Below are 26,385 nucleotides of genomic sequence, written 5' to 3' on the forward strand. Positions count from 1 at the left end.
GTGTTCCATGGATATCATCGAAACGATCAAAGAGCAGATTGCTGCCAACACCATTCTGCTTTACATGAAGGGCGCGCCAAACGCTCCTCAGTGCGGTTTCTCCGCGAAGGCATCCCAAGCCATCATGGCGTGTGGCGAGAAGTTCGCTTACGTGGATATCCTGCAAAACCCTGAAATCCGCGCCAACCTGCCAAAGTACGCCAACTGGCCAACGTTCCCACAACTGTGGGTCGCCGGTGAACTGGTCGGCGGTAGCGACATCATCGTTGAGATGGCGGCTGATGGTTCGCTGCAAACGCTGATCAAAGAAGCAGCAGCAAACGCGGCGGCCAAGACCGACGCTTGATGCGCTTGCAATAAAAAGCCCCGCTTCTCGTGAGAGAGCGGGGCTTTTTTTGTACCTGCGTGCTGGGGGCTTATTCTTCGCCCATCTGCGATTGCAGGTAGTTTTCAAGGCTGACTTTGTCGATCAGACCCAGTTGGGTTTCCAGCCAGTCGATATGTTCTTCCTGGTCTTCCAGGATATCTTCCAGCAGTTCACGGCTACCGAAGTCAGCTTTGATTTCTGCGTGAGCGATGGCGGCCTTGAGATCGCTGTGGCTCTTGCGCTCAAAGCCCAGGTCGCTGCCGAGCATTTCCTGGGTGTGCTCGCCAATGTTCAGCTTGCCCAGGTCTTGCACGTTCGGCAGGCCTTCGAGGAACAGGATGCGCTTGATCAGCGCGTCGGCGTCCTTCATGGCCTTGATGGATTCTTTGTATTCACGCTTGCCCAGCTTTTCCAGGCCCCAATCGTCATACATGCGCGCATGCAGAAAGTACTGATTGATCGCGACCAGTTCATTGGCAAGGATTTTATTGAGTTGCTGGATGACTGAGATGTCGCCTTTCATGACTGGGGTCCTGCCCTGTAATAGCTGTATATAAGGCGGAGTTTGAGCGGCGAAAACCCTAGTGTCAAACCTAAGTTATTGAATAATAAATGAAAATTAATCGGAATAAGAATGTTTGTGTTCCGCGTCTTGGCGCTAACTAATTGAATTACGGGCATAAAAAAACCGGACACTAAGTCCGGTTCTTTAAAACACGCCCAATCAGGCGTGTGTAAATTCTGCTGAATAGGGGAGCGCAGCCTGGGCTGTTTGCAACTGCGTCAGGGTTTCCCGCACCACTTGCTTGGCAAGGCAAGCACATTTGCCGCACTGGCTGGCAACGCCTGTGGTTTCACGCACTTCCTTGTAGCTGCAGCAACCTTCATAGATTGCTTCGCGGATTTGTCCGTCGGTGACGCCAGTACAGAGGCACACATACATAAGGGAGAACCGTCGCGGGTTTAAGGCTTAAGTGCGATGGATCTTAATGTTAACGAGAATGATTGTCAAAGTAGATTCGTAGGGTATTGGCTGGCAAAGCGCCCGCACTGACGAACGGTTTTTTCAGTGTATGATGGTCGGTCTTTACGAAGCGTGACTGCGTCACAGGGCTGTCGCTTATATAGGGCAGGCTGGAGGCGGTCCTTTTACTTCAATCGTCACCCTTACATCAGGAGATACCCAATGAGCGTACTCGTCGGCAAACAAGCCCCGGATTTCGACGTACCAGCCGTCCTCGGCAATGGCGAAATCGTAGACAGCTTCAAACTGTCTGAAGCCATCAAAGGCAAATACGGCCTGGTGTTCTTCTACCCGCTGGACTTCACCTTCGTGTGCCCTTCGGAGCTGATCGCTCTGGACCACCGCATGGACGATTTCAAGGCGCGCAACGTTGAAGTGGTGGCCGTTTCCATCGACTCCCATTTCACCCACAACGCCTGGCGCAACACTGCCATCAATGATGGCGGCATCGGCAAAGTCAAATACACCATGGCAGCCGACCTGAAGCACGAGATTGCCAAGGCCTACGACGTTGAGTCCGAAGGCGGCGTGGCTTTCCGTGGCGCTTTCCTGATCGACGACAAAGGCGTTGTTCGCTCCCAGATCGTTAACGACCTGCCACTGGGCCGTAACATGGAAGAGCTGATCCGCCTGGTCGACGCCCTGCAATTCCACGAAGAGCACGGCGAAGTCTGCCCAGCCAACTGGAAAAAAGGCGACAAAGGCATGAACGCTTCGCCAGAAGGCGTTGCGGCTTACCTGACCGAGAATGCTGGCAAGCTGTAAGCCAGAATCGAGGTACAAAAAAACCGGCCTGAGAAGGCCGGTTTTTTTATGTGCGGGAAATAATCTCAGTCGCCGAAATCTTCCCAGCCGCCCATCTGCTTCCAGCGGTTGACGATGCCGCAGAACAGCTCGGCTGTCTTCTCGGTGTCGTAGCGCGCCGAGTGGGCCTCACGACCGTCAAAGTCGATACCGGCAGCCTGACAGGCCTTGGCCAGCACGGTCTGGCCATAAGCCAGGCCCGCAAGTGTGGCGGTGTCGAAGCTGGAGAACGGGTGAAAGGGGTTGCGCTTCATGTCCAGGCGCGCCACAGCCGCGTTCAGGAAGCCCAGGTCGAAGCTGCTGTTGTGGCCGACCAGGATGGCGCGTTTGCAGCCATTGGCCTTCAACGCCTTGCGCACGCCACGGAAGATATCGGTCAGCGCCGCTTCTTCACTCACCGCCATGCGCAGTGGGTGATCGAGCTTGATCCCGGTGAACTCCAAAGCGGCGGCTTCGATGTTCGCGCCTTCGAACGGTTCGACGCGGAAGAAGTGGGTGTGTTCGGGGAACACAAAGCCCTGCTCATCCATGCCGATGGTGGTCGCGGCAATTTCCAGCAGCGCGTCGGTGGCGCAATTGAAACCACCGGTTTCTACGTCGATGACAACCGGCAGATAACCGCGGAACCGCTCGGCCATCGGATGACGGGAGCCGCCACCACTGTGCTCGTGTTCGTCGTCGTAATGGTCTTCACTCACTTGCTTTCCTCCAGCAGGCGCCAGCGCAGTGTTTCACCGGCGCGCAGCGGGATGACAGTCAGCTCGCCAAACGGCAGGCTGGCAGGGGCGGTCCAGTCTTCACGAACCAGGGTGATGCGGTCGGTATTCGCCGGCAGGCCGTAGAAACGCGGGCCGTTGAGGCTGGCGAAACCTTCGAGTTTGTCCAGGGCATTGCGTTGTTCGAACGCTTCGGCGTACAGCTCGATGGCCGCAAACGCGGTGTAGCAACCTGCACAACCGCATGCGGCTTCCTTGGCGTGCTGGGCGTGGGGCGCCGAGTCGGTGCCGAGGAAGAACTTCGGATTGCCGCTGGTGGCGGCATCCAGCAGGGCCACCTGGTGGGTGTTGCGCTTGAGGATCGGCAGGCAATAGAAGTGCGGCCGAATCCCACCCACCAGCATGTGGTTGCGGTTGTACAGCAGGTGATGCGCGGTGATGGTCGCCCCGACGTTGGCCGAAGCCTCGGTAACGAACTGCACGGCGTCGGCCGTGGTGATGTGCTCGAACACCACCTTGAGGGTCGGGAACAGCTCGACCACGCGGCGCATGTGTTCGTCGATGAAGATCTTCTCGCGGTCGAACACGTCCACGTCGCCACGGGTGACTTCACCATGGATCAACAGTGGCATACCGACTTCGGCCATGGCTTCGATGGCCGGCAGGATCTTGTCGATACTGGTCACGCCGGAATCGGAGTTGGTGGTCGCGCCCGCCGGGTACAGCTTGGCGGCGTGCACGTAGCCGCTGGCCTTGGCCTCGCGAATCTCGTCGGGCTGGGTGCGGTCGGTGAGGTAGAGCACCATCAACGGTTCGAAGCGGCTGCCGGCCGGCCGCGCAGCGAGAATACGCTGGCGGTAGGCGTCGGCTTCAGCGGCGTTTCGCACCGGAGGTACCAGGTTAGGCATGATGATGGCACGGCCAAACGTGCGCGCCACATCGGCCACGGTTTGGGGCAACGCAGCACCATCGCGAAGATGAATATGCCAGTCGTCGGGACGCAGCAGGGTCAGGCGGTCGGACATTGGGGATTCCAGGCGGGTCAATCTGGGGCGAATGCTACCGGAAAAGACTCTTGCAGGCACTCGCTATCAAGTTTTGCAGGATGCATCCGATAGCCTTTTGTATGCCTTTTCGATGTATGACGCTTTGAAGTGTTGTAGAAACCAGTGGAGCCTCCCGTGCGCCAGCAATATCTAGCCCTGCTCAGTGTGTTCGCCAGCCTGCCCGCGATGGCCCTCACGTTCCAGACACGCCTGGAGAATATTGAGTGGAAGGTAGAGGGTGATCAGTTCGAGTGCCGCCTCACCCAGCCGATCACCGATTTCGGCTCGGGTGAGTTCGTACGCCGGGCCGGCGAGCAGGCCACGTTTCGTCTGAAAGCCTACAACGGCTCATTGGGCGCAGGTTCGGCCACGTTGCTGGCTGCCGCTGCACCCTGGCAGCCTGGGCGAGGTGATATCAACCTTGGAGCGGTGCGTGTGGGCAGTGGCGATGTGCTTTTTAATAGCTCGCAAGCCCAGGCCGGTCGACTGTTCACGGGCTTGCTGGAAGGTCGCAGTCCCACCGTGCGGCATTACGGGCGCGAAGGAGGCTATTCGGAAATTCGCTTGTTGCCGGTCAAATTCAACAAGGCCTACAACGACTACCAGTTGTGTACCACCAAGCTACTGGCAATGAATTACGACCAGGTCAAGCAGACTACGGTGGGTTTCCCTGGCGCAGGCATTGAGCTGGACGCGGCGGCCAAGCAGAAGCTGTCGGTGATCCTTGCTTACATGAAAGCCGATCCCACGGTTAACCATATCGAGCTCAATGGCCACTCGGACAATAGCGGCAACCGTTTGACCAACCGTGATGTCTCGCGGCGTCGTGCGCTGGCGGTGATGGACTACCTCAAGGCCAACGGCATCCAGGAATCGCAGATCACCCTGCGCTTCCATGGCGAAAGCTACCCACTGGTCCCCAACACCAATGCCGCGAACCGGGCGCGCAACCGCCGGGTTAGTATTCAGCTCGAACGGGTGGCAGCCCCCGAGAAACCGGCCCCCCAGGCCGCCGCACCGAGTAACCCGGCCGCAACGTCTTAAGGTGCGACCACCGGTCGCCCTCTCGACATAATCTGTCGCTTTATCTTCATTTGCTGTCGCGCCCCTGTAAATTCACGGTTTTGGTCGGTAGAATCGTCGCCTTTCCGTACAACCCCGTGGAGTGATGGCATGGCCGACGTAAACAAGGTCGTTCTCGCGTATTCCGGCGGCCTGGACACTTCGGTGATCCTCAAGTGGCTGCAGGATACTTATAACTGTGAAGTGGTGACCTTCACCGCTGACCTGGGTCAGGGCGAAGAGGTCGAACCTGCACGCGCCAAGGCGCAAGCCATGGGCGTCAAAGAGATCTACATTGACGACCTGCGCGAAGAATTCGTCCGCGATTTCGTTTTCCCGATGTTTCGCGCCAACACCGTCTACGAAGGTGAGTACCTGCTGGGTACCTCCATCGCACGTCCGCTGATCGCCAAGCGCCTGATCGAAATCGCCAACGAAACCGGCGCTGACGCCATTTCCCATGGCGCCACCGGCAAGGGCAACGACCAGGTGCGTTTCGAACTGGGCGCCTACGCCCTCAAGCCAGGCGTGAAAGTGATTGCCCCTTGGCGTGAGTGGGACCTGCTGTCCCGTGAAAAGCTGATGGATTACGCTGAAAAGCACGCAATCCCGATCGAACGTCATGGCAAGAAAAAGTCCCCGTACTCGATGGATGCCAACTTGCTGCACATCTCCTATGAAGGCGGCGTGCTGGAAGACACCTGGACCGAGCACGAAGAAGACATGTGGAAGTGGACCGTCTCCCCGGAGAACGCTCCAGACAAGCCGCAGTACCTGGAACTGACCTACCGCAACGGCGACATCGTCGCGCTGGACGGTGTCGAAATGACCCCGGCCACCGTACTGGCGACCCTGAACCGTATCGGTGGCGAACACGGTATCGGCCGCCTCGACATCGTCGAGAACCGTTACGTGGGCATGAAGTCCCGTGGCTGCTACGAGACCCCGGGCGGCACCATCATGCTGCGCGCCCACCGGGCTATCGAGTCCATCACCCTGGACCGCGAAGTGGCTCACCTCAAAGACGAGTTGATGCCCAAGTACGCCAGCCTGATCTACACCGGCTACTGGTGGAGCCCAGAGCGTCTGATGCTGCAACAGATGATCGACGCTTCCCAGGCCCACGTGAACGGCGTCGTACGCCTGAAGCTGTACAAGGGCAACGTGATCGTTACCGGTCGCAAGTCCGATGATTCGCTGTTCGACGCCAATATCGCCACCTTCGAAGAAGACGGCGGCGCCTACAACCAGGCGGACGCAGCAGGCTTTATCAAGTTGAACGCATTGCGCATGCGCATTGCCGCCAATAAAGGCCGCTCGTTGTTCTAATTGGTAGGTGTGTTGTGAAGAAATGGCCCCTTGTTCAAGGGGCCATTTTTTTTGGCTGGAAAATTTAGAATAGAACGTGGTGTTTATAGTTGTTAAACATTCGTAGGCGTTCTCGGACGCGCTGCGTAATTCTTTAGTGGGAATGAAATTTTTACACCTGCGTAGGAACTAGTCTTACAGAAAATTCACTCATCAGAGTGCAGTAAGTCGGTAAGTTGCCGAAAATTCTGTAGGAATTAAGGGTGTAAATAAATATGTTTGATGGAACTGAAATCATCGGGTTTTACCCGCCCGCTCTCCTGCACTCGGGAGCCCCGCAAGGGGCATTTCCTGAAAGCCCTGTGCGGCACCCTTACCCAGCCCTATGGGTTCTCCAGGGAATTAACTCCAAATATGTACGTCTCCGGAAAGGTCTGAAAGGCTGCATAAAACTAGATACATCTGGGGCAGTGTTTTTTTGTAGGCTGTTTCCTTTATCGTTGTGGGTTGGGTCTCTGCTTGCTGTTGCCTGGGGGGGAATGCTATGCCAACTAGGAAACGACTAGGCTATTGTGCTTGCTCTAAATAATTCGAACAGCGAAATTGGACTTTCACATGAATAAAGTGCTGATCGTGGATGATCATCCCGTCATTCGTCTTGCTGTACGTATGCTAATGGAACGTCACGGTTATGAGGTCGTTGCAGAGACCGATAACGGTGTCGATGCGTTGCAACTTGCGCGGGAGCATATGCCGGACATTGTCATACTGGATATTGGAATCCCCAAACTCGATGGCCTGGAAGTTATTTGTCGGCTGTCGTCCACTAAACAACCTGCACCGTTCAAGGTGCTGGTGCTGACGTCCCAGGCGCCAGGTCATTTCTCCATGCGCTGCATGCAGGCGGGGGCTGCCGGGTACGTGTGCAAGCAGCAGGACCTGACGGAACTGCTCAGTGCGATCAAGGCGGTGCTCTCTGGCTATAGCTACTTCCCGAACCAGGCGCTCAACTCGGTACGCTCCACCATGGGCAATGCCGGTGAAGCCGACATGGTCGAACGCCTTTCGGGCAGGGAAATGATGGTATTGCAGCAATTGGCTCGGGGTAAGACCAACAAGGAGATCGCCGACGGTATGTTTCTGAGTAACAAGACCGTCAGCACGTACAAGACCCGCCTGCTGCTCAAGCTCAATGCCCGTTCACTCGTGGACCTGATCGAGCTGGCCCAGCGCAACGGGTTGGTCTAGGAAAGGGCATCGCACACCGCATAGCCTCATCAAACGGCAAAAAAAGCCTCCGTCAGGGAGGCTTCCGGCGGTCGACTACGCGATTCAGAAGTCGAAGTCGTAATCGGCCAGTTGTTTTTGCAAGCGTCGCTCTTCCAGCAGGTTATCGATAGTGCGGCGTTTGCTCAGATTGGTCTTGGCCACCTCTGCCGCAGGGGCTTGTGCCTCATCGTCATCCGACTCAACGAGATCGTCTTCCACTTCCAGTTGTTCTTTGCCAGTGCTCATAAGGTTCACTCCGGACTAAGACTGCCGTTGGCGCTCCTTATAACGATAATCCATGAATGGGTAAAAAAGATTTTTTCAATCGACTGATCGAAAAAAACAATGATCCCTCAATCGTCAGAGGTCTTGTCCTTGTATTCGCACAGATCCTCGATGCGACAGCTGCCGCAACGTGGCTTGCGGGCCTGGCAAACATAGCGCCCATGCAGGATCAGCCAATGGTGGGAGTCCAGCAGATAGGGCTTGGGTACAAACTTCATCAACTGCTTTTCCACTTCCACGACGTTTTTGCCACGGGCGATTCCGGTTCGGTTGCTCACACGGAAAATATGCGTGTCCACTGCCATGGCCAGTTGTCGGAAGGCGGTATTCAGCACCACGTTGGCGGTTTTTCGGCCCACACCCGGCAAGGCTTCGAGTGCTTCACGGGTTTGGGGCACCTGGCTCCCGTGTAACTCCACCAGCAGGCGGCACGTCTCGATGACGTTCTTGGCCTTGCTGTTATACAAACCAATGGTCTTGATGTACTCCGACAAACCTTCCACGCCCAGGGCATAAATAGCTTCCGGGGTGTTGGCCACTGGGTACAGTCTGGCCGTGGCCTTGTTTACGCCAACGTCTGTGGACTGGGCCGACAGAATCACCGCAATCAGCAACTCGAACGGCGAGGAGTACGCCAGTTCGGTCTTGGGTTCTGGGTTGTCTTCGTGAAGTCTGCGGAAAATTTCCAGGCGTTTGGCGGCGTTCATGGGGCTGAGGGTTCCTTGCAGGCGGTCAGCGGAATGCCGGGTCAAGCCCGACAGCTATCAATGGGGGGTAACACGCTACCCGTCAGTCTCCAACATGGGCGTCGACCCGGCGCTGTGCTTCTTCGAGCTTGTGCTGGGCGGCGTTGAGCTCATCCACGCTGACCCCTGGTTGGCGTAGCAGCTTGCTGACATCGGCGCGTGCGTAGGCCAAGGCAGTCTTTAGTTGGCGCAGGTCGCTGTCGATGGGGCGCTTTTGTATACGCTGTAAGTCCGGCAAAGGTTGCTCCGAGATCGCCTCTGCAGCATGCAGGGCTTGATCCGCAACGGCCAGTGCAGCGCTCAGGGTGGCCAGTTGTTGCGGGTCTGCGTTCTGGTCCTGGGCCTTTTTCAGTTCGGCGCGTCGCATGGCCAGTTGGATTTTTGCGCGCTTGAGCTCAGGGTCTTTGGCTTTCGTGGGCAGGGGCGGGCTGTTCGCTTCCAGCACGGCAAGTGCTTGCTCTGCTGCTTCGAACTGTTGCTGCAGGAGGATCAACTGGGATTGCTGCTCAAAGGTCGGCGGGTGGCCAAATGCCTTTAAGGACTTGTGCAACTGGGCACGGCTCATCGCAACACCGATTTTGGCCTTCTTGATGGCCGCGTCGTTTGCCGCTTGATGGGTATCTTCTTGCGGTGTTTCCACAGGCGCCGAGCGCTTGGCGCGCGCCAGGCGTTCCGCGAGCTTGTGTTCTTCTTCGCGCTGCAGGCGTGCGTTACGTTGTTCAAACCGGCGTCTGGCGCGATCACGCTTGAGCCCACGTTCACGACGCTCGTGATCCGTGCTCGCCAGGCCACCCACGATCGGCACCACGGTCGCCAGTGGGCGCATCTCGATGCAATCGACGGGGCAGGGCGCCACACACAGGTCACAGCCGGTGCATTCGTCAACGATCACGGTGTGCATCAGCTTGGCGGCGCCGACAATTGCGTCCACAGGGCACGCCTGGATGCATTTGGTGCATCCGATGCATTCTGCTTCACGGATATAAGCAATCTGCGCAGGTGCCTCGCCGCGCGTAGTGTCCAGCTCTAGAACTGGAATGCTCAGCAGCTGCGCCAGGCCGGCAATAGTCTCTTGCCCACCCGGTGGGCACTTGTTGATGGCCTCGCCTTGGGCGATGCCCTGCGCGTAGGGCTTGCAGCCCGGGTGCCCGCACTTGCCACACTGAGTCTGCGGCAGCAGTGCGTCGATACGTTGAATGAGGTTCATGCTGTGATCACTGGCATGCCGGTTAAACAAACAGGGCCTGATTATCCGGCAAGCGAGAAGGGGGGACTAGCGTAAAAGCCCTGTCGTTTGCACGACAGGGCTTTATTACAGGCTTACTTGATACGTTGACCCGGCTTGGCGCCGCTGTCAGGGCTGAGCAGGTAGATCTCTTCACCGCCAGGGCCCGCCGCCATCACCATGCCTTCGGAGATGCCGAACTTCATTTTCCGCGGCTTGAGGTTGGCAATCATCATGGTCAGGCGACCATCGAGCTTGGACGGGTCCGGGTACGCACTCTTGATACCGGAGAACACGTTGCGTTGCTCGTCACCGATGTCCAGGGTCAGGCGCAGCAACTTGTCGGCACCTTCCACCGCTTCGGCCTTGATGATCAACGCCACACGCAGGTCAACAGCAGCAAAGGCATCGAACTCGATTTCCGGGGAAAGCGGGTCCTTGGCCAGTTCGCCATTGCCGGCAGGTGCCGATTCGCCCGTGTCGGTCTGGCTGGCGGCCAAGTCCTCTTTCGAGGCGTCGGTCATGGCCTGGACCTTGACCGGATCGATACGGGTCATCAGCGGCTTGAACTCGTTCAGCTGATGGTTGCTGAGCAGGGTGGCGTGGTCGTTCCAGGTCAGCGGCGCGACATTGAGGAACGCCTCGGCATCAGCCGCCAGCAACGGCAACACCGGCTTGAGGAAGATGACCAACTGGCGGAACAGGTTGACGCCGGTGGCGCAGATCGCCTGGACTTCAGCCTGCTTGCCTTCCTGCTTGTTCAGCGACCAGGGGGCCTTGTCGGCGATCCAGGCGTTGGCGCGGTCGGCCAGGCCCATGATCTCGCGCATGGCGCGGGCGAAGTCGCGAGCTTCATAGGCATCGGCAATGCTTGGCGCGGCGGCCAGGAACGCATCGGTCAGTTCCGGCGCGGCGTTTTCGGCCACCAGCAGACCGGCGTTGCCCTTGTGGATAAAGCCGGCGCAACGGCTGGCGATGTTGACGACTTTGCCCACCAGGTCCGAGTTGACCTTCTGTACGAAGTCTTCCAGGTTCAGGTCAAGGTCATCAACGCCACGGCCCAGCTTGGCGGCGTAGTAGTAGCGCAGGTATTCCGGCGACAGGTGGTCCAGGTAGGTGCGCGCCTTGATAAAGGTGCCACGGGACTTGGACATCTTCTGGCCGTTGACCGTCAGGTAGCCATGCACGTTGATGCCGGTGGGCTTGCGGTAGCCCGAGCCTTCCAGCATCGCCGGCCAGAACAGGGCGTGGAAATTGACGATGTCCTTGCCGATGAAGTGGTACAGCTCGGCGGTGGAGTCTTTGTTCCAGAACGCATCGAAGTCCAGCTCCGGCGTGCGGTCACACAGGTTCTTGAAGCTGGCCATGTAGCCGATCGGCGCATCCAGCCACACATAGAAGTACTTGCCCGGCTCGCCAGGGATCTCGAAGCCGAAGTACGGCGCATCGCGGGAGATGTCCCACTGTTGCAGGCCACTGTCGAGCCATTCGGCGAGCTTGTTGGCCACGGCATCCTGCAAGGTGCCGCTGCGGGTCCAGGTTTGCAGCATCTGCTGGAAATCCGGGAGCTTGAAGAAGAAGTGCTGGGAGTCCTTGAGCACCGGCGTAGCACCGGAGATCGCCGACTTCGGATCCTTCAACTCAGTCGGCGCGTAGGTTGCACCGCATTTTTCGCAGTTGTCGCCGTACTGGTCCTCGGTGCCGCATTTAGGGCAGGTGCCCTTGATGAAGCGGTCGGCCAGGAACATTTTCTTTTCGGGGTCGAAGTACTGGGTGACCGAACGCTGGTCGATATGCCCGGCTTGCTTCAAGCGCAGGTAGATCTGGCTCGACAGCTCGCGGTTTTCTTCGGAATGGGTGGAGTGGAAGTTATCGAAATCCACCAGGAACTCGGCAAAGTCGGCGCTGTGTTCAGCCTGCACGTTGGCGATCAGTTGTTCCGGGGTGATCCCTTCCTTTTCGGCGCGCAACATGATGGCCGAACCGTGGGCGTCGTCCGCGCAGACATAAATGCATTGATTGCCGCGATGCTTCTGGAAGCGCACCCACATATCGGTCTGGATGTACTCAAGCATATGGCCAAGATGGATGGAACCATTGGCATAGGGCAGGGCGCTGGTGACGAGGATCTTGCGTGGCTCGGACATGGGGCTCGGCTACTTGATGAAACGGAGGTCGGCCACTATAAAGCGCCGGGAAATATATTTCACCCCGTGGCGTTGTTTGCGCATCGTCATTGCCTGCGAAAGCGTGCCGCTGGGCGGCTGGAACGGTTAGGATAGCCGCCTGTTTCAGTCAGTCTTTTTCGGGAGTAGCCCATGAGCGCCGTCAATCGCGCAGCGGTGGAAGCCGTTCTTCGCCAGTACACCGACCCCTATTTGAACCAGGACCCGGTCAGTGCCGGCTGTGTCCGCGCCATTGAGGTGCAGGGGGACCAGGTGTCGGTCCAGTTGGAATTGGGCTATGCCGCAGGCCTGTTCAAGAGCGGCTGGGCGCAGATGCTGCAAATGGCCATTGAAGGCCTGGACGGTGTGCGTGCCGCCAAGGTCGACATCCAGTGCGTGATTGCTGCGCACAAGGCCCAGGCGCAGGTCCCAGGCCTGGCCAACGTCAAGAACGTGGTCGCCGTGGCATCGGGCAAGGGTGGCGTGGGTAAATCCACCACTGCGGCCAACCTGGCCCTGGCCCTGGCCCGTGAAGGTGCACGGGTGGGGATTCTCGACGCAGACATCTATGGGCCGAGCCAAGGCGTGATGTTTGGCATCGCCGAAGGCACGCGACCGAAGGTCAAGGACCAGAAGTGGTTTATGCCCATCGAATCCCTGGGCGTGGAAGTCATGTCCATGGCCTTCCTCACCGATGACAACACGCCGATGGTCTGGCGCGGGCCAATGGTTTCGGGTGCCCTGCTGCAGTTGGTCACCCAGACCGCGTGGGGCGACCTGGACTACCTGGTGATCGACATGCCGCCAGGCACGGGCGATATCCAGCTGACCCTGGCGCAGAAAGTTCCGGTGGCCGGCTCGGTCATCGTCACCACGCCTCAGGATCTGGCCCTGCTCGATGCGAAAAAAGGCGTGGAGATGTTCCGCAAGGTCAATATCCCGGTGTTGGGTGTCGTGGAAAACATGGCGGTGCACATTTGCTCCAATTGCGGCCACGCCGAGCATCTGTTCGGCGAAGGCGGCGGTGAGAAGCTCGCCACCCAGTACGGCGTCGAGCTACTGGCTTCGCTGCCGCTGTCGATGCTGATCCGCGAGCAAGCCGACGGTGGCAAACCCACCGTGGTCGCTGAGCCGGACAGCCAGATCGCGATGATTTATCAGGAACTGGCCCGCCACGTCGGTGCACGAATTGTGCTGCAGGAAGCCGCAGCGCCGGCGATGCCGACGATCACTGTCAGCGACGATTGAGTGAGAACAGGTGCTTGTTACGCTTTTACGCAATTGCTGGTGTAAGCATTCGCTTACTTTTGGGTAAGCGAATGGTTTTTTAAAGCGACAAGAGCGACTCGAAGCATCGCGAGATTTTTCTATCCTATTGAAATAGAACAAATATTTAGCGGTGTGCTAACGCCGTGGCCTGTCAGTTCCGACGTTGCATGCCGTTGAACTTCTTTTGGAACCCTCTAACATCAGCCCTGTGTCTACGGACTGACACAGCCATCAAGGACCGATGGTTTGAAGGAACGTCGCAGGATGCGATTCATCAGGATGATGAAAAGGAATACAGGGACTAGGGAAAAAATGTGGGCGGGTCAAACCGCCCCTTTTTTTTGCCCGCAGGAAAGTGAAACCCACTCTCCAGAAACGCAAAAAGGCCCGCAAGGGGCCTTTTGGGGGCGACGACGCTATCAGCGTTCGAGGTCTGCAATCTTACCTTTTTTGCCATCCCACTCCGCTGCGTCTGGCATCGGATCTTTGCGTTCAGTGATGTTCGGCCAGATTTCCGCCAGCTCGACGTTCAGCTGAATGAATTCCTGCATCTCTGCCGGGACTTCGTCCTCGGAGAAAATGGCGACGGCCGGGCATTCTGGTTCACACAGGGCGCAATCGATGCACTCATCCGGGTGAATGACCAGGAAGTTCGGGCCTTCGTAGAAGCAGTCCACCGGACATACTTCCACGCAGTCGGTGTACTTGCACTTGATGCAGTTGTCGGTGACGACGAAGGTCATTTCTAATTCTCTCCTCAGGCGGCGGCAGCGAAACCCTTTGTGGCAGGGCTCGCGAGGTTCGGGAGCGATAGTCTGCAGGCCAGGCTAAAAGCCTGCAGCATCCCAAACCGCGCGAGAGTCTACCAGCTTGCAAGGCTGAGCGTTATATCCGAACCTTCAGTGCATATAACATTTCGAGCGCTTTGCGTGGCGTCATGTCATCCAAGTCAAGCTTGGCCAGTTCTTCCAGCACCGGATGGGGCAGGCTTGCGAACATGTCGCTCTGGTGCGGCGCTGCGGGTTTGCTGGAGGCTTTGGTTGGGCTGGCGACCACGGTTTCGTGGGGTAGGGCCGTGGTTTCCAGGCGGCTGAGGTGCTCGCGGGCGCGCAGAATCACGTCGTTTGGTACGCCGGCCAGTTGGGCCACGGCCAGGCCGTAGCTCTGGCTTGCAGGCCCTGGCAGCACATGGTGCAGGAACACGATGCGCTCATTGTGCTCGGTGGCGTTGAGGTGCACGTTGGCGACCAGCGGCTCGCTTTCCGGCAGCACGGTCAGCTCGAAGTAGTGGGTGGCAAACAGCGTATAGGCACGCAGGTGTGCCAAGCGCTCGGCCGCCGCCCAGGCCAGGGACAGGCCATCGAAGGTGCTGGTGCCACGGCCCACTTCGTCCATCAGCACCAGGCTGCGCTCGGTGGCGTTGTGCAGGATATTGGCGGTTTCGCTCATTTCCACCATGAAGGTCGAACGGCCACCGGCCAGGTCATCGCTGGAACCGATCCGCGTGAAGATGCGATCCACCAGGGACAACTCGCAACTGGCTGCCGGTACAAAGCTGCCGATATGGGCCAGCAGCACAATCAACGCGGTCTGGCGCATGTAGGTGGATTTACCACCCATGTTGGGACCGGTGATCACCAACATGCGGGTATCGTCGTCCAGTGACAGGTCGTTGGCGACGAACGGTGTAGTCAACACCTGCTCCACCACCGGGTGGCGCCCCTGCACAATGCGCATGCACGGCTCGCTCACGAAGCGTGGGCAGTTCAGGTCCAGGTTCAGCGCGCGTTCGGCGAGGTTGCTCAATACATCCAGTTCGGCCAGGGCGGCGGCGGTGTCTTGCAGCGGCGCCAGTTGGCTGATCAGGTCTTCGAGCAAGGCTTCATAGAGCATTTTCTCCCGCGCCAGGGCACGGCTTTTGGCCGACAGTGCCTTGTCTTCGAACTCCTTGAGTTCCGGGGTGATAAAACGCTCGGCGCCCTTGAGGGTCTGGCGGCGCTGGTAGTCGATGGGGGCCGACTCGGCCTGCTTGCTCGGCAACTCGATAAAGTAGCCATGCACGCGGTTGTAGCCGACTTTCAGGTTGGCCAGCCCGGTGCGGGCTTTTTCGCGGGCTTCCAGGTCGATCAGGAACTGCCCGGCGTTTTCGCTCAACGCTTGCAGTTCGTCCAGCTCGCTGTCGTAACCGGTCTTCAATACGCCGCCGTCACGGATGATCGCCGGCGGGTTGTCGATGATGGCCTTTTCCAGCAGCGCAGCCAGCTCCGGGTAGGTGCTGGCGATCACGGCCAGTTGTTGCAGGTGCGGGGTGTCCAGGTCGGTCATCGCGGCTTGCAGCTGTGGCAAGGCGCCGAGGGCATCGCGCAGGCGTGCCAGGTCGCGAGGCCGCGCATTGCGCAGGCCGATGCGCGCCAGGATGCGTTCGATATCGCCGATTTCCTTCAACTGCGGTTGCAGTTTCTCGAAGCGATAGCCGTCCAGCAGGCAGGTAATAGAGGTCTGACGCGCTTGCAGCACGCTCAAGTCCCGCAGCGGGCGGTTCAACCAGCGGGTCAGCAAACGACTGCCCATGGCGGTCTGGCAACGGTCGACCACCGATTGCAGAGTGTTATCGCGCCCGCCAGCCAGGTTGGTGTCCAACTCCAGATTGCGACGGCTGGCGCCATCGAGCACGACGGTGTCATCCAGGCGTTCATGGCGCAGGCTGCGCAAATGGGGCAGGGCGGTGCGCTGGGTTTCCTTGGCGTAGCTGAGCAGGCAACCGGCGGCGCCAATGGCCAGGGTCAGGGTTTCGCAACCGAAGCCTTTAAGGTCCTGTACGGAGAATTGCTGGCAGAGGCTTTTGAGCGCCGAATCACGCTCGAAATCCCACGGTGCGCGACGCTTGGTCCCACGACGCTTTTCCGCCGGCAGATCCTTGGGCCAGTCATCCGGAATCAACAGCTCAACCGGATTGATGCGCTCAAGCTCCGCCAGCAGGTTCTCCCAACCCTTGATCTCCAGCACGCTGAAATTGCCGCTGGTGATATCCAGCACCGAAAGGCCGAACAGGCGTTCATCCCCCAGCACGGCAGCGATCAGGTTATCGCGACGCTCATCCAGCAACGCCTCATCACTGACCGTGCCCGGTGTGATAATGCGCACCACCTGACGTTCCACCGGCCCCTTGCTGGTGGCCGGATCGCCGATCTGCTCACAGATCACCACCGACTCGCCCAGCTTCACCAGCTTGACCAGGTAACCTTCCAGCGAGTGGTAAGGAATGCCACACATCGGAATCGACTGCCCAGCCGACTGCCCGCGCGCCGTCAGGGTGATGTCCAGCAGCTTGGCGGCCTTCTTCGCGTCTTCATAGAAGATCTCGTAGAAGTCGCCCATGCGATAGAACATCAACTGATCAGGGTGCTGGTTTTTCAGGCGCCAGTACTGCTGCATCATCGGGGTGTGGGAGGACAGATCGGTAATTGCCTTGTTCATCAAAGAGTTGGAGACTTTTGTGAGGTTTCGTGGGGCAATTATGGGGCAAAACGCGGACGATTGGCAGTGCTCCGGCATCGTCGTGCAGCATTATCCGCTCCTCGGTTTCGAACCCGGTTCGGATTCTACCACGACCGACTATCTCCTCTTTCGTCAGATATGGTGTTGCTACCCATTTCTGGGAACTACAAACGGCTGACTGCATGGTAGGATTGCGTAAAATCAGCCCATTTTAAATTAGCTTTGGTCAGCGTATGAAACGCCTCGATAAGTGTGAAAGGAATCGCCTGAAACGGTTGACAAGGCTTGAGCCGGTTAGGGCTTGGCGGCGGCAGATGCGCAAAGCTAAATCGAGCTTGCGTAGCGAGAGGGCTCGCGAGCGGGCGTCTGAGCGAAGCAATAGGACATTCAGCAATCGGAAGGTCGTGCTGCCTGCAGAAATCGGTCTCAATCGTTCGGATAATCGGGGGTTGCTGTTAGATGCTTTGAGTTTGCTCAGAGAACACTTGAGTAATAAAAATGTGTCTATGGTTACTATAGATTTTTCCAAGGTTACCCAGCTATTGCCCTGCGGTACAATTCTGCTAATTGCAGAGTTGGAGCGATTCCTGGAAGATCCTAAGTATAACTCTAGGATATCTGCCATATACCCAGAGGATGAGGTTGTTGAGCAGCTTTTTCAGCATGTAGCTATATTGGAAAAGCTTGGTTGTCCGCCGAGAATAAAAACAATCGACAGTGAGAAGGTCGTTGTATGGCTTTATCAAAGTGGGACTGAGGGTAACTTAGATTCGGTAGTGGGTAATCTCCCTGCTCTGCTTACTAGTGGCCGAAATATGGAACTCCGTATCGCGGTGAATAGTGGGATGGCAGAGGCGGTTGCCAACTCTAGCGAGCATGCCTACATTTCTGCACGCCCAGATGGTATGGCGATTGACTCTCCGAAAAAATGGTGGATTTTCGCGAAGCAGGAAAACAAAGAAATCCACCTGATTATTTGTGATCTGGGTGTGGGTATTCCTGGTTCGCTTCCTGAGACTCGAGGTGAAGAGTTAGAGAATTTTGTCAAGACCATGATTGGTAAAAAACGGGAAGATCACCAGCTCATAAAGTTTGCGATGAAGCTTGGTAGGTCGAGAACTAATTTGAATCATCGTGGTCAAGGTCTTAAAGATATTTTGAAGGTTGTAACAACCCAAAGGGTTGGGAATTTAGGGATTTACAGTAATAGTGGTGTCTATAGTCATGACGGTCCTACGGCGCGCACATACGGCCGTAGTGAGCCAGAAAGTATTATGGGTACAGTAGTGCAATGGAGGGTCCCTGTGGCGGCCTTCAATCTCGCTGGTCAGGACGGGATAAATGAGTGACATTATGATCAATGTGAGCCAAACTTTTACTAAAATGCCATGTGTCCGTAACAGAGACGATGGTGATTTTTCAGGTCAAGAGTTTCGAGAGGACGTGCTTTTGCCTGCCCTCAAGAGTGACTCGAAAGTCATAGTCGATTTGAGAGGCGTTTTGGCGTTAGGTTCTTCGTTTTTAGATGAAGCTTTTGCAGGTTTAGTGCGAAATCACGGATTTACCGCCAGAGAACTGCATAAGCGGCTGGAAATACGATTTGAGTTGCAAAGCTATATCGATGATATTTGGCGTCGGATTGATGGTGCACGGAGAGCATAGAGAGTGGCTGAGCAAGCAGCGAGTGTTGTGGTGCAGTTTGAGTACTGGGAGTTGAGTTGGGAGCTGGCTAGGGTTTTGGTTCCTGCTCTGTTAGTTATGCTGGGGTGGTTTTATGTTTCGAGAGATAACAACCGTCGAGAAACACGAAAGGAGAATCGTCAGTTTTTAGATAGAACTATAATGCTGTTGGAAGAAATTGAGGGTGATTCAGTATCCTATTTTCTTACGGCAAGCCAGGCGGAGGCTCAGAGGTTAAGCTCAAAGATCGGCCCGGCACTCATGCGGGTTGAGAAAGCGCTATCTCATCTCAACCTTCCTGGTGAGCATGGTTCTTCCATCAATGCTATTGCTGTTAGTGAAAAAGTCACCGGGCACAACGCGTGGCTAGCCGCTAAGAAAGTCGCACTTGCGCCCGACTGTGCAACGATTTATCAAGTTAATGTTGCTTTTGCAGAGCTGATAGCAGCCCTAGAAGCGGCATATGCTAAAACTTTTCAAAAGTAGAGCCCGCGTTGCGGGCTTTTTTATGGCCTACGGTTCTTGGCGTGCGCGATCCCAGCCCATATGAGGCGTAGTTCATCCTCTGACTCATCATCCATCCACTTCGCATAAACGTCGACCAGCATGGTGAAGTCCTTGTGACCCATTTGCTTTGCAATGAATGCGAGATTACCACGAGCAGTCAGACACCAGCAGGCATAGGTGTGCCGAGTTTGGTACGGTCGCCGAGGGCGTATTCCAGAGCGTTTTTGAATGGCTGCCCACTTTGTGTTCCACGCTGTGGGGACGTACCAAGTATTGATGATTTTTTTGCGTGCTTGGGTGGAGGGAGAAAGCAGTGGAGTAACTTTATCCTTTCGGCTCTCATGCCTGTTTTGGAAAATCTCAATAGATTGCTTAGGGTGGTCAACAACTAGCAACATCAGAACCCGGCAGGCCTCGATGGCCGGCGGCATTAATAAAACAGTTCGCGGCTTTCCCGTTTTAGGAACCTTGAACGTGCCGTTTGCGGTTATGGCGCGTGTGATGTTGATCTGCCCCGCGTCCAGGTCGATGTCTTCAACGGCAAGTGCGCATAGTTCACCCGGTCGAAGCCCGGTATAAACCGCCAATGTGATCGCTGCAGAGTCCTGGGGGTGAAGGCATCCTTTATCTACCAGCAGCTGGAATTCGTCACGAGTAAGCGGATCTGGCTCTTGACCCTGCATGGCAAAACGATTGCAAGCTTCTGATAAACCCTTACGACAGTACCCATTTGCTTCACACCAGTTCAAGAACCCGGCAAATGTCGCCAGGTAATGGTTAACGGTTGAAGGAGCTCTATCGGCGATCAGCATTGTTCGCAACAACTGGATATCTTCAGGTAGCAACACGCCAGCAAGGCGATCTATGCCGACCAACTCGGTGCATATGTCCAAGGCATAACCGTACTTTTCCTCGGTCATTGGCGTGATGTCGACAGCCTTCAGCGGCTTGTATCGCTCCAGCAATGCCCCGAGTTTTTCGTCTTTCACACTGCTGTAGCTGGTTGACTGCTTCGAGTCCGGAAAGTGTCTGCCATAGTCAAAACGCCCAGTTTTGATCTCGTGAAGTATCGCCGCCCTTAAAAGGGCGGCGTGTTTGATATTGGCTTTAGTGATCGGAAGACCAAGGGATTCGCGGTAGCGTATACGCCGCCACATGAATACCAGGCGCAGATATCCGCCGTGTATCTCAATGCCCTTGTGCTTTGCCAGCTCGATTTCTAGGCCGCTTCCTGAGGTGCGCTCTCGGCCCACTTGTCATACTCCGTCATGTTGATTGCAATGCGGCCGTCCGGCGTCTTGCGCCAGACACGACCTTGGGCCCAGGTGCCGTTCTTCACTTTGTGGCGGATAGCGTCTTCGCTGTAGCCGGTGAGTTCGGAAGCGCGGCTGATCATTACCCAGCGGGGAAAACTCATGCGGCTTCTCCCATCAGTTCACTTTCGTCCACGTCTTTGTTGGCACTGATCAGCGCCATCATCGGCCACGGTGAAACTGAGTTACCTACCATCAGCACCTGGGTCTTGTTGCTGAACTTCCGTCCGTCGTGCCCACGGTCGATCACGTAGTTGTCGGGGAAGCCCTGCGCACGGTAAAGCTCACGCGGGGTGAGCATGCGCATGCCGATATCGACGATCACATACGGCATGCCCTTGATTGTCACTGTTACAAGAGCAAGGCGGTCCCGCGTGGTGATGGTTGCGGCTGGGTCGCGCAGGTCGTAGGTGTTGTCGCTGCCGTAGTAACCCATCAGGAAGGCGGCGACGCGCATGGCCCCGGCCTCGACTTCTGGTGCGAGCTTGTACTCGACCAGGGCGTGATGTTCGGCGCCGGCCGTGATTGTGGGCACCAGCTCGTCCATACCCTTGCCTACGCAGTTCCTGCGAAGAGTCGAAAGGTGGGCGGTGACGATCTGTTGCTGGCTGCCTGTGGTGGTGATGGCAGTCAGGGGCTTTACGGGATGATGTCCGGGCGTCTCGTTGTACCCGCCGTTGTGTTGTGCAACATAGGCAACGGCCAGTGCGAAGTGACCCCCCTTAACACCACTGCAGATGGTACGTAGAGGATCATCACCCGGCATGTTGCGCTGAATGCTGCCATTGGCATGTTCGGTAATGAATGGCGCGAGTTGCGGCGTGACAAGGGCAAACCCGTGGGCGCCGGTGATTGTTTTTGCAGGGTCGTCCACAGATTGGCAGCGCGCTAGGTCGTTGCCTGTGTGGTTCACGCTGACGATGAACGGGGTCTTGTGCTCGATGACGTAGCGCTTAGCGCCTTTGCGCAGGCGCTCCATCGTGTTGGTCACCAGTGGACGCTTGACGCCAGCAGCACGGCCTTCTTCCTTGGTAAGGAAAATGCTCGGGCATGGGATCGACCAGTCGATGCAACTGGCGGCGGTGCGGTACCCAGACTGCCCCTTGACCGGGTTCTTGAAGTGCGTTGGTTCCGGCCAGCGCAGTGGCTGTCCGTCACGACGTGCGATCAGGAACAAGCGCTCGCGGGTGGTAGCGGCGCCGAAGTCGCAAGCCTTGAGTTTGCCGTACATCAGGTCGTAACCCATGGAGCGCAGGATGCTTTCGAAACGACGCCAGGTCTGTCCCTTACGCTTTGGATCGGGCACCAGGTACTGATCCTGCACCGGCACTCGCTCGCCGGCAGCGGCAACGGTCAGATCCCGGCGGATCACTCGGCCAGTCTTGGAGCAGCGCTTTGCGATCAGTGGACCCCATTGGAGGATCTGCACGACGTTTTCCATGGTGATCATGCGTGGGCTGGCTTGGCCTCCCCATTTGAGGATGACCCACGATTGGGAGCGGCTGGTGGTGCTACGCGCCTGTCCGCCGGCAGCAAGGCTGTGGTGGGTGCATTCAGGGCTGGCGTGCAGGTGCGCAACTGGGCGGTCACGTGTCGCCAAGCGTGGGCACACGTCATAGACGTCTGTGATGTAGTGCTCGGCGCTGGGATGGTTGCGCTTGTGCATGCTGATGGCGTCGGGGTTGTGATTGATGGCGATGTCCACCGGCATACCGGTGCCCATCTCTTGGCCCATGGTCGCACCGCCTCCGCCGGCGAAGAGGTCAACGCGGATCTCGCCGGCGAAGTCGAGGCCGAACTGTGTTTTGACGGCGGATGAGATTGGGCGTGGATTGAAGGCTGTCATGCGCCACCCCCATCCAGAATCGGCCCTGCAACCGCTGATTGAGAGCGCATATACCCCACGGCAGGCTGCGCGGGCGCGCGTTTCTGAGCGTTCAGCGTTGCATCAGCGAGCGCTGCCCCGCGCAGCTTTTCGTGGGGTACAAGTGCCTCGGCAGTGGCGCTGAGAGAAGCAGTAATGCCTGCTGCTGCGCAGCAGAGACTGTTTGTTTCTAGCGTATCGACGCCACCTGCAGCGCGGAGCAAAGCGGGCAGGGCGCTGGTGTTGTCCTGGTGGTTCTTCATGCCGCTTTCCTCCGGTGTTCGATAGCGAGTTGGTCCATCAGGCGCTGGTGGTAGGTGAGTCGAGCTTCGGCGGCAGGCCATGGGCGGATGTTTTCAACCATGGGTTCGATACCGACCAAGCAATTCCAGATAGCCGGATTGGTTGGCATGAGGTCGCGGCGTTCGGTCGCCAGCGCAACCAGGTCGGCCTGGTGCACGCAATCGGGTAGTACGAGGGCCAGGTCAAACCGCTCGCACACCCGCTGCCAGAGCACATCCTCGAAACCCTGATACGTGGGCATCCACTGCTTGAGCGGCCGCGTCATATCGCCCAGGTACGCCTCGGTGGCATCGTGTAGCAATGCCGCGAGCTTGTGTTCGTCTGGCACAAGCTCGGCGACGATGCAGCTGTGTTGCGCAACGCTATAGAACTCGCGGGTATGGCCATTGAAGCGGCACAGTTGGGCCAACGAGTGCGAGATGTCCCGTGGGTCGATCATGTCGGCGTCTGGCTCGAACAGGTCGAAGCGCTTGCCGGTGGAGGTGAGGATCCAGTTCATGCGGCTTCCCTCACGAGATCGGCCAGCAGCAGGGCCTTGTCAGTTGCCTTGTGCAGTTGGCGTAGTGCGTCGTGGCCGATCAGCGCTTTCAACTGGCGGTCGAGTTCTTTGTTGTACCGGGTCAGTGCGCGTAATTCCTGGGTCGCCTTGGTGTGCTGCTGTTGCAGAGTGCCGGCGGCTTGGGGTGTCAGGCGCAGCATGGGGATGGCGCGATTCATGCTGCTTTCTCCTGTGCGATTGCTTCCAGAAGTGCCGCCATGCTGATGGCTTTGTCACGTAGAGCCAGGGCTTGAGTGGCTTGGCTTTTGGAGTTGACCGCACGGAATGTATCTGCGGCCAGCTTGAGTTTCTCGGCAATTGCCAAAAGGAGGAGGCGATCAGTCTCGCCGAGTTTCGCCGCTGCCAAGGCTCGGGTGTAATGCTGGTAAAGAGACTTGTGGCTCTCCCTGGCATGTTCGAGCGAGAGGTTCAGATTACGGATCGCCTCCGAATGGTCCGACTGTTGAATGCACTTTCCTTCCTCGATGCCCTCTGCCCGGCCATCGGTAAGGCCGCCCTTGTAGCCGACCCAGTAGAGGATCGCGAGGCCGGTAAAAATGCCGATCAGTGCGCAGATTTGAATTGCAGTCATGTGGTGTGCTCCTGGTTGTTTTGTTGGCTGGTGGTGGCAGCCGTCTGGGTTACTGGACTTGCTCGGTCGAATCGTTTTGTGGCCGTGGCATTTCTTCGTCGGCCTTGTAGGCACGGGCGTCGATCAGTGCAGCGACGTGTTTGATGTGTGCGTACCGCAATGCCTTGACGCTGTGGTCTAGGGTGATCACCGGCAGTTGAATGCGACCGCTGTTAACCGCCTCGGTGAAGGTCTTTTCATTGAGGTTCTTGAAGTAATGCACGCGCAGCTTTTCCAGGGGGATCAGCACATCGCCAAAGAGCTGGTGCAGCATCTCGACGGTGGATGCGTCCGGGGGCAACTGCAGGCGGAGTGGGGTTTGGCCGGTGTCTTTCATGCGGACACCTTGTCCCAGCTCGGTTTACGTAAGTTTCTGAGGACTTCTTCCGCCGTTTTGCCAAACCCAATCAAGTGCGAACCGGGGCCCAGTTTGATAAGCGTGGAGAGAGGTGCTCTCCAATCGTCACCCGTGGGCGATAGTTCAAGAGTCACGCTGTGTTCCTCCGCTCGCATGTCCTCGGCAAGGAACTCCACGATTGCCTGGAGTTTGAGCACCTCGTGTTGGATCGGGCACAGTGGGGCTGTTTCCAATTGGGCAGCAGCTGCAATTCCATTGATTGCTTTAGCGATGTCATCCGGGGTTCGCCGATTGGCGGGGATGCGCAGCAGTTCGAGGATCTGTTGATCAATCAGTGCGTTGTTCATGGTTTTTCCTCCTCTGTGGGTGGTTCCAGGCATTCAGGCAATGGCGTTTGGTCAGCTCCCGCAGATGCTCCGGCACTTCGAGGAGCGCGGCGTTGCGCTCCTCGCGTGTGCGCATGGCGACGATCTGGCGGGCGTACTCCCTAGGCCACGTCACGGTTGTCTACCGGTATGGCTGGCAGTTCGAGCCCCAACTGTTCGGCGAGCCAGCGGATGCCAGCTTGTCGGACCTTGGTCGACTGGCTGTACTGCATGCCTGCGGTCTCGTGATACCAGTTGCTGTCCTTGACTCGTAGGTACTCGCGATCACGTACCGGGAAGGCAGGTAGGTTGCGGTCGTTGAGCAGGCCCTTTTGACGCATGAGCGCGATCAGCTTTGGGCGTGTGAGGCCAAAGTACTTGGCGGCTTTTTCCAGGCTACGTTCCATCTCGGCCTCCTAGGCTGCGTGCGCGGCGGGTGTCGCCACGGCAGCCAGGTGGGTGATGGACTCGGCGACCATGGAGTAGATCTCCACGTCACTGCCGTACACCGTGAAGCACTTGGTGCGCGGCTTGCTGACGCCGATGCTCATGATGGTGGTGATGCCAGCGCGGGTTTTGCTGCGATGGATTGCCAGGTTGATCGGTTGCTCGAAGCCCATATCAAGACTCAGGGCGCCGCCGGTTTGAACCAGGTCGAATACCTGCTGCTTGTGTTCGGTCTCGAACACACCGTAGCGGCGGTCTGCGTGCGGCAGAGAGGATGGATCGGCAGGGGTGGTTGGCCCATTGACGATATCTTCAATGAAGTCCGCAAGCTTGAGATGCATCTTCTTGCTGTTGGTCAAGGTCAGCGTGTGGCGTTCGCTGCCCAGTTCAACGGTGAAGTGCGTGTCGATTTTGCGGCGCTCGACGTTCAGGCGGAAGGCCAGAGCCTCGCGCTGCGTGTCGGCGCGCAGATGGTGGTTAAAGGTTTCGGTCAGGCTGACCTGGGCCTTGAGCAGCGCCAGGGTGCGGTTGTCGAGTTTGTACTTGCTCATGCCGCTTGCCCTCCGCCGTTTGGGTCGAATGGGGCAGGCGCGGTGCGCTGTTTCAGCTTGGGTTTGGACGCGATGAAAGCGCAGCCGCAGTCTTGTGCCAGGCGGCGAATTTCGAAGATGCGGGAGGGGTTAGCAGCGGCCGGGTGGACGTGCAGGGTGGCTGTGGTGTGCATGGTGTTGCCTCGCTCTGTGGTGGAAGAGTGAGGCAAATATCACGCAGTGTGTTTCTCGTGTCAACACGTTATGTGATTATTTTGTATTACTCATGCGTGAAGCGTGATGATTTCAGTATTCCGCCTACCAGATGAACCTTGGAAACGTCGTTTTGATCAAGGTGTAGAGGGCTGTGATCACGATTCACGCTATCAAAGCGGAAGATGCCGTCGCGCAGGTAGATGAACTCTTTGATCATTGATCGGCCGTCAAGGGTTTGCACCATGACTTCATCGCCAGTGACGTAGTTTTTATTGGGTTCAATGAGTACATATTCCCCGTTTTTTATGCGCGGATGCATGCTGTCACCCATCACGCGAAGCCCGTAGGCATTGGGGTCATCGCTATAGATATGCAGATAGCCGTCGCCGTGGCCGGTGGGGAAGTCCAAAGCCTCAAAGTAGCCGTCAGCGCCCAGTTTTGCGGATCCAACCACGGGTACTACTCCTTCCTTCATGGCGCCGGCATGAAGGGTGGTGTGGCTTTCAGAGCCCCACAGCACCGGCTCATTTTCAGTCGGCCCTTCTTGCGATGCCACAAGCTGGCTGCCTTCAATGCCCTCCAGCAAATCTGATAGCGAGACTCCCAGGGCAGGGGCGATCAATTGAAGATCCGGAATGCTCGGTTTTCTGAGATCACTCTCATAGTTACCGATACGAGATTGAGATTCCCAGCCACAAGCCTGAGCAAGCTTCTTTTGGCTGAGTCGTTTCTGTTTTCTGATCCGCTGAATGCGGGAACCTAAAGTATCCATGGTGATTTTTTATCACGTAATGAAATGTTTTTTTCTCACTTATCGTGTTGAAATAATCACGAACCGTGTTTAGAGTG

General features: G+C 57.3%; 32 protein-coding genes. 9 read left to right on the forward strand and 23 right to left on the reverse strand.

The window, feature by feature from the left end:
* Positions 1-7 precede the first annotated feature (7 nt).
* On the forward strand, positions 8-346 hold the full coding sequence (gene grxD / locus DYL59_RS01960) for a Grx4 family monothiol glutaredoxin (RefSeq protein WP_135287643.1): 339 nt from the start codon (positions 8-10) through the stop codon (positions 344-346).
* Between the two features lie 70 nt (positions 347-416).
* Here grxD and bfr read toward each other — a convergent pair whose 3' ends face one another.
* Together bfr and DYL59_RS01970 are read right to left on the reverse strand one after the other, a co-directional pair.
* Positions 417-890 carry a bacterioferritin gene (gene bfr, locus DYL59_RS01965; protein WP_135287644.1) on the reverse strand — a complete coding sequence of 158 codons (474 nt, stop codon included), beginning with the start codon at positions 888-890 and terminating at the stop codon, positions 417-419.
* Positions 891-1,091: 201 nt separating this feature from the next.
* Positions 1,092-1,310, reverse strand: a complete 219-nt coding sequence (locus tag DYL59_RS01970; protein ID WP_010564137.1) for a bacterioferritin-associated ferredoxin — start codon at positions 1,308-1,310, stop codon at positions 1,092-1,094.
* A 243-nt stretch (positions 1,311-1,553) separates the two neighbouring features.
* Here DYL59_RS01970 and DYL59_RS01975 point away from each other — a divergent pair, with 243 nt between their 5' ends.
* Positions 1,554-2,156, forward strand: coding sequence for a peroxiredoxin (locus tag DYL59_RS01975; protein ID WP_071487543.1), 603 nt, complete (start codon positions 1,554-1,556; stop codon positions 2,154-2,156).
* 65 nt (positions 2,157-2,221) lie between these two features.
* Here the strand turns inward: DYL59_RS01975 and rnt are convergent, their stop codons facing one another.
* Positions 2,222-2,893, reverse strand: coding sequence for a ribonuclease T (gene rnt / locus DYL59_RS01980; protein ID WP_135287645.1), 672 nt, complete (start codon positions 2,891-2,893; stop codon positions 2,222-2,224).
* On the reverse strand, positions 2,890-3,936 hold the full coding sequence (pyrC, locus tag DYL59_RS01985) for a dihydroorotase (protein WP_135287646.1): 1,047 nt from the start codon (positions 3,934-3,936) through the stop codon (positions 2,890-2,892). The genes rnt and pyrC overlap by 4 nt, the downstream gene beginning before the upstream one ends.
* A 156-nt stretch (positions 3,937-4,092) precedes the next feature.
* Between pyrC and DYL59_RS01990 the strand changes: the two genes are divergently transcribed.
* The 3 genes from DYL59_RS01990 (at position 4,093) to DYL59_RS02000 (ending at position 7,575) form a co-directional block, all read left to right on the forward strand.
* Positions 4,093-5,001 (forward strand): flagellar protein MotY, encoded by a 909-nt coding sequence (locus DYL59_RS01990; RefSeq protein WP_135287647.1) that lies wholly within the window; start codon positions 4,093-4,095, stop codon positions 4,999-5,001.
* Between the two features lie 129 nt (positions 5,002-5,130).
* Positions 5,131-6,348, forward strand: coding sequence for an argininosuccinate synthase (locus DYL59_RS01995; RefSeq protein ID WP_012722490.1), 1,218 nt, complete (start codon positions 5,131-5,133; stop codon positions 6,346-6,348).
* A 594-nt stretch (positions 6,349-6,942) separates the two neighbouring features.
* A complete protein-coding gene (locus DYL59_RS02000; RefSeq protein ID WP_135287648.1) occupies positions 6,943-7,575 on the forward strand; it encodes a response regulator transcription factor in 633 nt (210 codons plus the stop codon).
* Positions 7,576-7,659: 84 nt separating this feature from the next.
* On the opposite strand, the gene DYL59_RS02005 is transcribed toward DYL59_RS02000, so the two are convergent.
* From DYL59_RS02005 to metG, 4 genes are all read right to left on the reverse strand, one after another.
* Entirely contained in the window at positions 7,660-7,842 is a 183-nt protein-coding gene (locus DYL59_RS02005) for a PA3496 family putative envelope integrity protein (RefSeq protein WP_135287649.1), read from the reverse strand.
* A gap of 107 nt (positions 7,843-7,949) precedes the next feature.
* The gene (nth, locus tag DYL59_RS02010; protein ID WP_135287650.1) at positions 7,950-8,588 is read right to left on the reverse strand and encodes an endonuclease III; all 639 of its coding nucleotides are present in this window, start codon (positions 8,586-8,588) and stop codon (positions 7,950-7,952) included.
* An 82-nt stretch (positions 8,589-8,670) separates the two neighbouring features.
* Positions 8,671-9,834 (reverse strand): electron transport complex subunit RsxB, encoded by a 1,164-nt coding sequence (gene rsxB / locus DYL59_RS02015; RefSeq protein WP_135287651.1) that lies wholly within the window; start codon positions 9,832-9,834, stop codon positions 8,671-8,673.
* Positions 9,835-9,947: 113 nt separating this feature from the next.
* Positions 9,948-11,999 (reverse strand): methionine--tRNA ligase, encoded by a 2,052-nt coding sequence (metG, locus tag DYL59_RS02020; protein WP_135287652.1) that lies wholly within the window; start codon positions 11,997-11,999, stop codon positions 9,948-9,950.
* A 171-nt stretch (positions 12,000-12,170) separates the two neighbouring features.
* Between metG and apbC the strand changes: the two genes are divergently transcribed.
* A complete protein-coding gene (apbC, locus tag DYL59_RS02025; protein WP_135287653.1) occupies positions 12,171-13,265 on the forward strand; it encodes an iron-sulfur cluster carrier protein ApbC in 1,095 nt (364 codons plus the stop codon).
* Between the two features lie 440 nt (positions 13,266-13,705).
* On the opposite strand, the gene fdxA is transcribed toward apbC, so the two are convergent.
* Both fdxA and mutS read right to left on the reverse strand, forming a co-directional pair.
* Positions 13,706-14,029, reverse strand: a complete 324-nt coding sequence (gene fdxA / locus DYL59_RS02035) for a ferredoxin FdxA (RefSeq protein ID WP_003208688.1) — start codon at positions 14,027-14,029, stop codon at positions 13,706-13,708.
* A gap of 142 nt (positions 14,030-14,171) precedes the next feature.
* On the reverse strand, positions 14,172-16,751 hold the full coding sequence (gene mutS, locus DYL59_RS02040) for a DNA mismatch repair protein MutS (RefSeq protein ID WP_167496646.1): 2,580 nt from the start codon (positions 16,749-16,751) through the stop codon (positions 14,172-14,174).
* A gap of 266 nt (positions 16,752-17,017) precedes the next feature.
* On the opposite strand from mutS, the gene DYL59_RS02045 reads away from it, so the two are divergent.
* The 3 genes from DYL59_RS02045 to DYL59_RS02055 are packed head-to-tail and all read left to right on the forward strand — an operon-like array spanning position 17,018 to position 18,950.
* Positions 17,018-18,133 (forward strand): hypothetical protein, encoded by a 1,116-nt coding sequence (locus tag DYL59_RS02045; protein ID WP_135287656.1) that lies wholly within the window; start codon positions 17,018-17,020, stop codon positions 18,131-18,133.
* Positions 18,126-18,446 (forward strand): STAS-like domain-containing protein, encoded by a 321-nt coding sequence (locus tag DYL59_RS02050; RefSeq protein WP_135287657.1) that lies wholly within the window; start codon positions 18,126-18,128, stop codon positions 18,444-18,446. The genes DYL59_RS02045 and DYL59_RS02050 overlap by 8 nt, the downstream gene beginning before the upstream one ends.
* Positions 18,447-18,449: 3 nt before the next feature.
* Positions 18,450-18,950, forward strand: a complete 501-nt coding sequence (locus tag DYL59_RS02055; RefSeq protein ID WP_135287658.1) for a hypothetical protein — start codon at positions 18,450-18,452, stop codon at positions 18,948-18,950.
* A gap of 20 nt (positions 18,951-18,970) precedes the next feature.
* On the opposite strand, the gene DYL59_RS02060 is transcribed toward DYL59_RS02055, so the two are convergent.
* From DYL59_RS02060 to DYL59_RS02115, 13 genes are all read right to left on the reverse strand, one after another.
* Entirely contained in the window at positions 18,971-20,224 is a 1,254-nt protein-coding gene (locus DYL59_RS02060) for a site-specific integrase (RefSeq protein ID WP_135287659.1), read from the reverse strand.
* Positions 20,191-20,388: an excisionase gene (locus DYL59_RS02065; RefSeq protein WP_135287660.1), complete on the reverse strand. Its 198-nt coding sequence runs from the start codon at positions 20,386-20,388 to the stop codon at positions 20,191-20,193. The genes DYL59_RS02060 and DYL59_RS02065 overlap by 34 nt, the downstream gene beginning before the upstream one ends.
* The gene (locus DYL59_RS02070; protein WP_135287661.1) at positions 20,385-22,130 is read right to left on the reverse strand and encodes a DNA cytosine methyltransferase; all 1,746 of its coding nucleotides are present in this window, start codon (positions 22,128-22,130) and stop codon (positions 20,385-20,387) included. Before DYL59_RS02070 ends, DYL59_RS02065 begins: the two co-directional genes overlap by 4 nt.
* A complete protein-coding gene (locus DYL59_RS02075; protein ID WP_135287662.1) occupies positions 22,127-22,411 on the reverse strand; it encodes a hypothetical protein in 285 nt (94 codons plus the stop codon). The genes DYL59_RS02070 and DYL59_RS02075 overlap by 4 nt, the downstream gene beginning before the upstream one ends.
* A complete protein-coding gene (locus DYL59_RS02080; protein WP_135287663.1) occupies positions 22,408-22,950 on the reverse strand; it encodes a phosphohydrolase in 543 nt (180 codons plus the stop codon). Before DYL59_RS02080 ends, DYL59_RS02075 begins: the two co-directional genes overlap by 4 nt.
* Complete coding sequence (locus DYL59_RS02085; protein ID WP_135287664.1) at positions 22,947-23,168, reverse strand: hypothetical protein; 222 nt, start codon at positions 23,166-23,168, stop codon at positions 22,947-22,949. Before DYL59_RS02085 ends, DYL59_RS02080 begins: the two co-directional genes overlap by 4 nt.
* Positions 23,165-23,581, reverse strand: coding sequence for a hypothetical protein (locus DYL59_RS02090; protein WP_135287665.1), 417 nt, complete (start codon positions 23,579-23,581; stop codon positions 23,165-23,167). Before DYL59_RS02090 ends, DYL59_RS02085 begins: the two co-directional genes overlap by 4 nt.
* Positions 23,582-23,630: 49 nt before the next feature.
* Positions 23,631-23,957 carry a pyocin activator PrtN family protein gene (locus DYL59_RS02095; RefSeq protein ID WP_135287666.1) on the reverse strand — a complete coding sequence of 109 codons (327 nt, stop codon included), beginning with the start codon at positions 23,955-23,957 and terminating at the stop codon, positions 23,631-23,633.
* Complete coding sequence (locus DYL59_RS02100) at positions 23,954-24,325, reverse strand: hypothetical protein (RefSeq protein ID WP_135287667.1); 372 nt, start codon at positions 24,323-24,325, stop codon at positions 23,954-23,956. Before DYL59_RS02100 ends, DYL59_RS02095 begins: the two co-directional genes overlap by 4 nt.
* Positions 24,306-24,479 carry a hypothetical protein gene (locus DYL59_RS31320; protein ID WP_167496636.1) on the reverse strand — a complete coding sequence of 58 codons (174 nt, stop codon included), beginning with the start codon at positions 24,477-24,479 and terminating at the stop codon, positions 24,306-24,308. The genes DYL59_RS02100 and DYL59_RS31320 overlap by 20 nt, the downstream gene beginning before the upstream one ends.
* Entirely contained in the window at positions 24,466-24,750 is a 285-nt protein-coding gene (locus DYL59_RS02105; RefSeq protein ID WP_135287668.1) for a phage antirepressor KilAC domain-containing protein, read from the reverse strand. The genes DYL59_RS31320 and DYL59_RS02105 overlap by 14 nt, the downstream gene beginning before the upstream one ends.
* Positions 24,751-24,759: 9 nt before the next feature.
* Positions 24,760-25,341, reverse strand: a complete 582-nt coding sequence (locus tag DYL59_RS02110; RefSeq protein WP_135287669.1) for a hypothetical protein — start codon at positions 25,339-25,341, stop codon at positions 24,760-24,762.
* Between the two features lie 259 nt (positions 25,342-25,600).
* Positions 25,601-26,308 (reverse strand): XRE family transcriptional regulator, encoded by a 708-nt coding sequence (locus DYL59_RS02115; RefSeq protein WP_135287670.1) that lies wholly within the window; start codon positions 26,306-26,308, stop codon positions 25,601-25,603.
* Positions 26,309-26,385 lie beyond the last annotated feature (77 nt).

Origin of the sequence: Pseudomonas kairouanensis, from assembly GCF_004682055.1 — a bacterium.
GTDB lineage: Bacteria > Pseudomonadota > Gammaproteobacteria > Pseudomonadales > Pseudomonadaceae > Aquipseudomonas > Aquipseudomonas kairouanensis.

What these genes read in the sequence shown, in the direction of transcription:
- grxD (WP_135287643.1), top strand. Translation starts at nt 8, where the DNA reads ATGGATATCATCGAAACGATCAAAGAGCAGATTGCTGCCAACACCATT.
- bfr (WP_135287644.1), bottom strand. Translation starts at nt 890, where the DNA reads ATGAAAGGCGACATCTCAGTCATCCAGCAACTCAATAAAATCCTTGCC.
- DYL59_RS01970 (WP_010564137.1), bottom strand. Translation starts at nt 1,310, where the DNA reads ATGTATGTGTGCCTCTGTACTGGCGTCACCGACGGACAAATCCGCGAA.
- DYL59_RS01975 (WP_071487543.1), top strand. Translation starts at nt 1,554, where the DNA reads ATGAGCGTACTCGTCGGCAAACAAGCCCCGGATTTCGACGTACCAGCC.
- pyrC (WP_135287646.1), bottom strand. Translation starts at nt 3,936, where the DNA reads ATGTCCGACCGCCTGACCCTGCTGCGTCCCGACGACTGGCATATTCAT.
- DYL59_RS01995 (WP_012722490.1), top strand. Translation starts at nt 5,131, where the DNA reads ATGGCCGACGTAAACAAGGTCGTTCTCGCGTATTCCGGCGGCCTGGAC.
- DYL59_RS02000 (WP_135287648.1), top strand. Translation starts at nt 6,943, where the DNA reads ATGAATAAAGTGCTGATCGTGGATGATCATCCCGTCATTCGTCTTGCT.
- DYL59_RS02005 (WP_135287649.1), bottom strand. Translation starts at nt 7,842, where the DNA reads ATGAGCACTGGCAAAGAACAACTGGAAGTGGAAGACGATCTCGTTGAG.
- nth (WP_135287650.1), bottom strand. Translation starts at nt 8,588, where the DNA reads ATGAACGCCGCCAAACGCCTGGAAATTTTCCGCAGACTTCACGAAGAC.
- rsxB (WP_135287651.1), bottom strand. Translation starts at nt 9,834, where the DNA reads ATGAACCTCATTCAACGTATCGACGCACTGCTGCCGCAGACTCAGTGT.
- metG (WP_135287652.1), bottom strand. Translation starts at nt 11,999, where the DNA reads ATGTCCGAGCCACGCAAGATCCTCGTCACCAGCGCCCTGCCCTATGCC.
- apbC (WP_135287653.1), top strand. Translation starts at nt 12,171, where the DNA reads ATGAGCGCCGTCAATCGCGCAGCGGTGGAAGCCGTTCTTCGCCAGTAC.
- fdxA (WP_003208688.1), bottom strand. Translation starts at nt 14,029, where the DNA reads ATGACCTTCGTCGTCACCGACAACTGCATCAAGTGCAAGTACACCGAC.
- DYL59_RS02045 (WP_135287656.1), top strand. Translation starts at nt 17,018, where the DNA reads ATGAAACGCCTCGATAAGTGTGAAAGGAATCGCCTGAAACGGTTGACA.
- DYL59_RS02050 (WP_135287657.1), top strand. Translation starts at nt 18,126, where the DNA reads ATGAGTGACATTATGATCAATGTGAGCCAAACTTTTACTAAAATGCCA.
- DYL59_RS02065 (WP_135287660.1), bottom strand. Translation starts at nt 20,388, where the DNA reads ATGAGTTTTCCCCGCTGGGTAATGATCAGCCGCGCTTCCGAACTCACC.
- DYL59_RS02070 (WP_135287661.1), bottom strand. Translation starts at nt 22,130, where the DNA reads ATGACAGCCTTCAATCCACGCCCAATCTCATCCGCCGTCAAAACACAG.
- DYL59_RS02075 (WP_135287662.1), bottom strand. Translation starts at nt 22,411, where the DNA reads ATGAAGAACCACCAGGACAACACCAGCGCCCTGCCCGCTTTGCTCCGC.
- DYL59_RS02080 (WP_135287663.1), bottom strand. Translation starts at nt 22,950, where the DNA reads ATGAACTGGATCCTCACCTCCACCGGCAAGCGCTTCGACCTGTTCGAG.
- DYL59_RS02085 (WP_135287664.1), bottom strand. Translation starts at nt 23,168, where the DNA reads ATGAATCGCGCCATCCCCATGCTGCGCCTGACACCCCAAGCCGCCGGC.
- DYL59_RS02090 (WP_135287665.1), bottom strand. Translation starts at nt 23,581, where the DNA reads ATGACTGCAATTCAAATCTGCGCACTGATCGGCATTTTTACCGGCCTC.
- DYL59_RS02095 (WP_135287666.1), bottom strand. Translation starts at nt 23,957, where the DNA reads ATGAAAGACACCGGCCAAACCCCACTCCGCCTGCAGTTGCCCCCGGAC.
- DYL59_RS02100 (WP_135287667.1), bottom strand. Translation starts at nt 24,325, where the DNA reads ATGAACAACGCACTGATTGATCAACAGATCCTCGAACTGCTGCGCATC.
- DYL59_RS02105 (WP_135287668.1), bottom strand. Translation starts at nt 24,750, where the DNA reads ATGGAACGTAGCCTGGAAAAAGCCGCCAAGTACTTTGGCCTCACACGC.
- DYL59_RS02110 (WP_135287669.1), bottom strand. Translation starts at nt 25,341, where the DNA reads ATGAGCAAGTACAAACTCGACAACCGCACCCTGGCGCTGCTCAAGGCC.
- DYL59_RS02115 (WP_135287670.1), bottom strand. Translation starts at nt 26,308, where the DNA reads ATGGATACTTTAGGTTCCCGCATTCAGCGGATCAGAAAACAGAAACGA.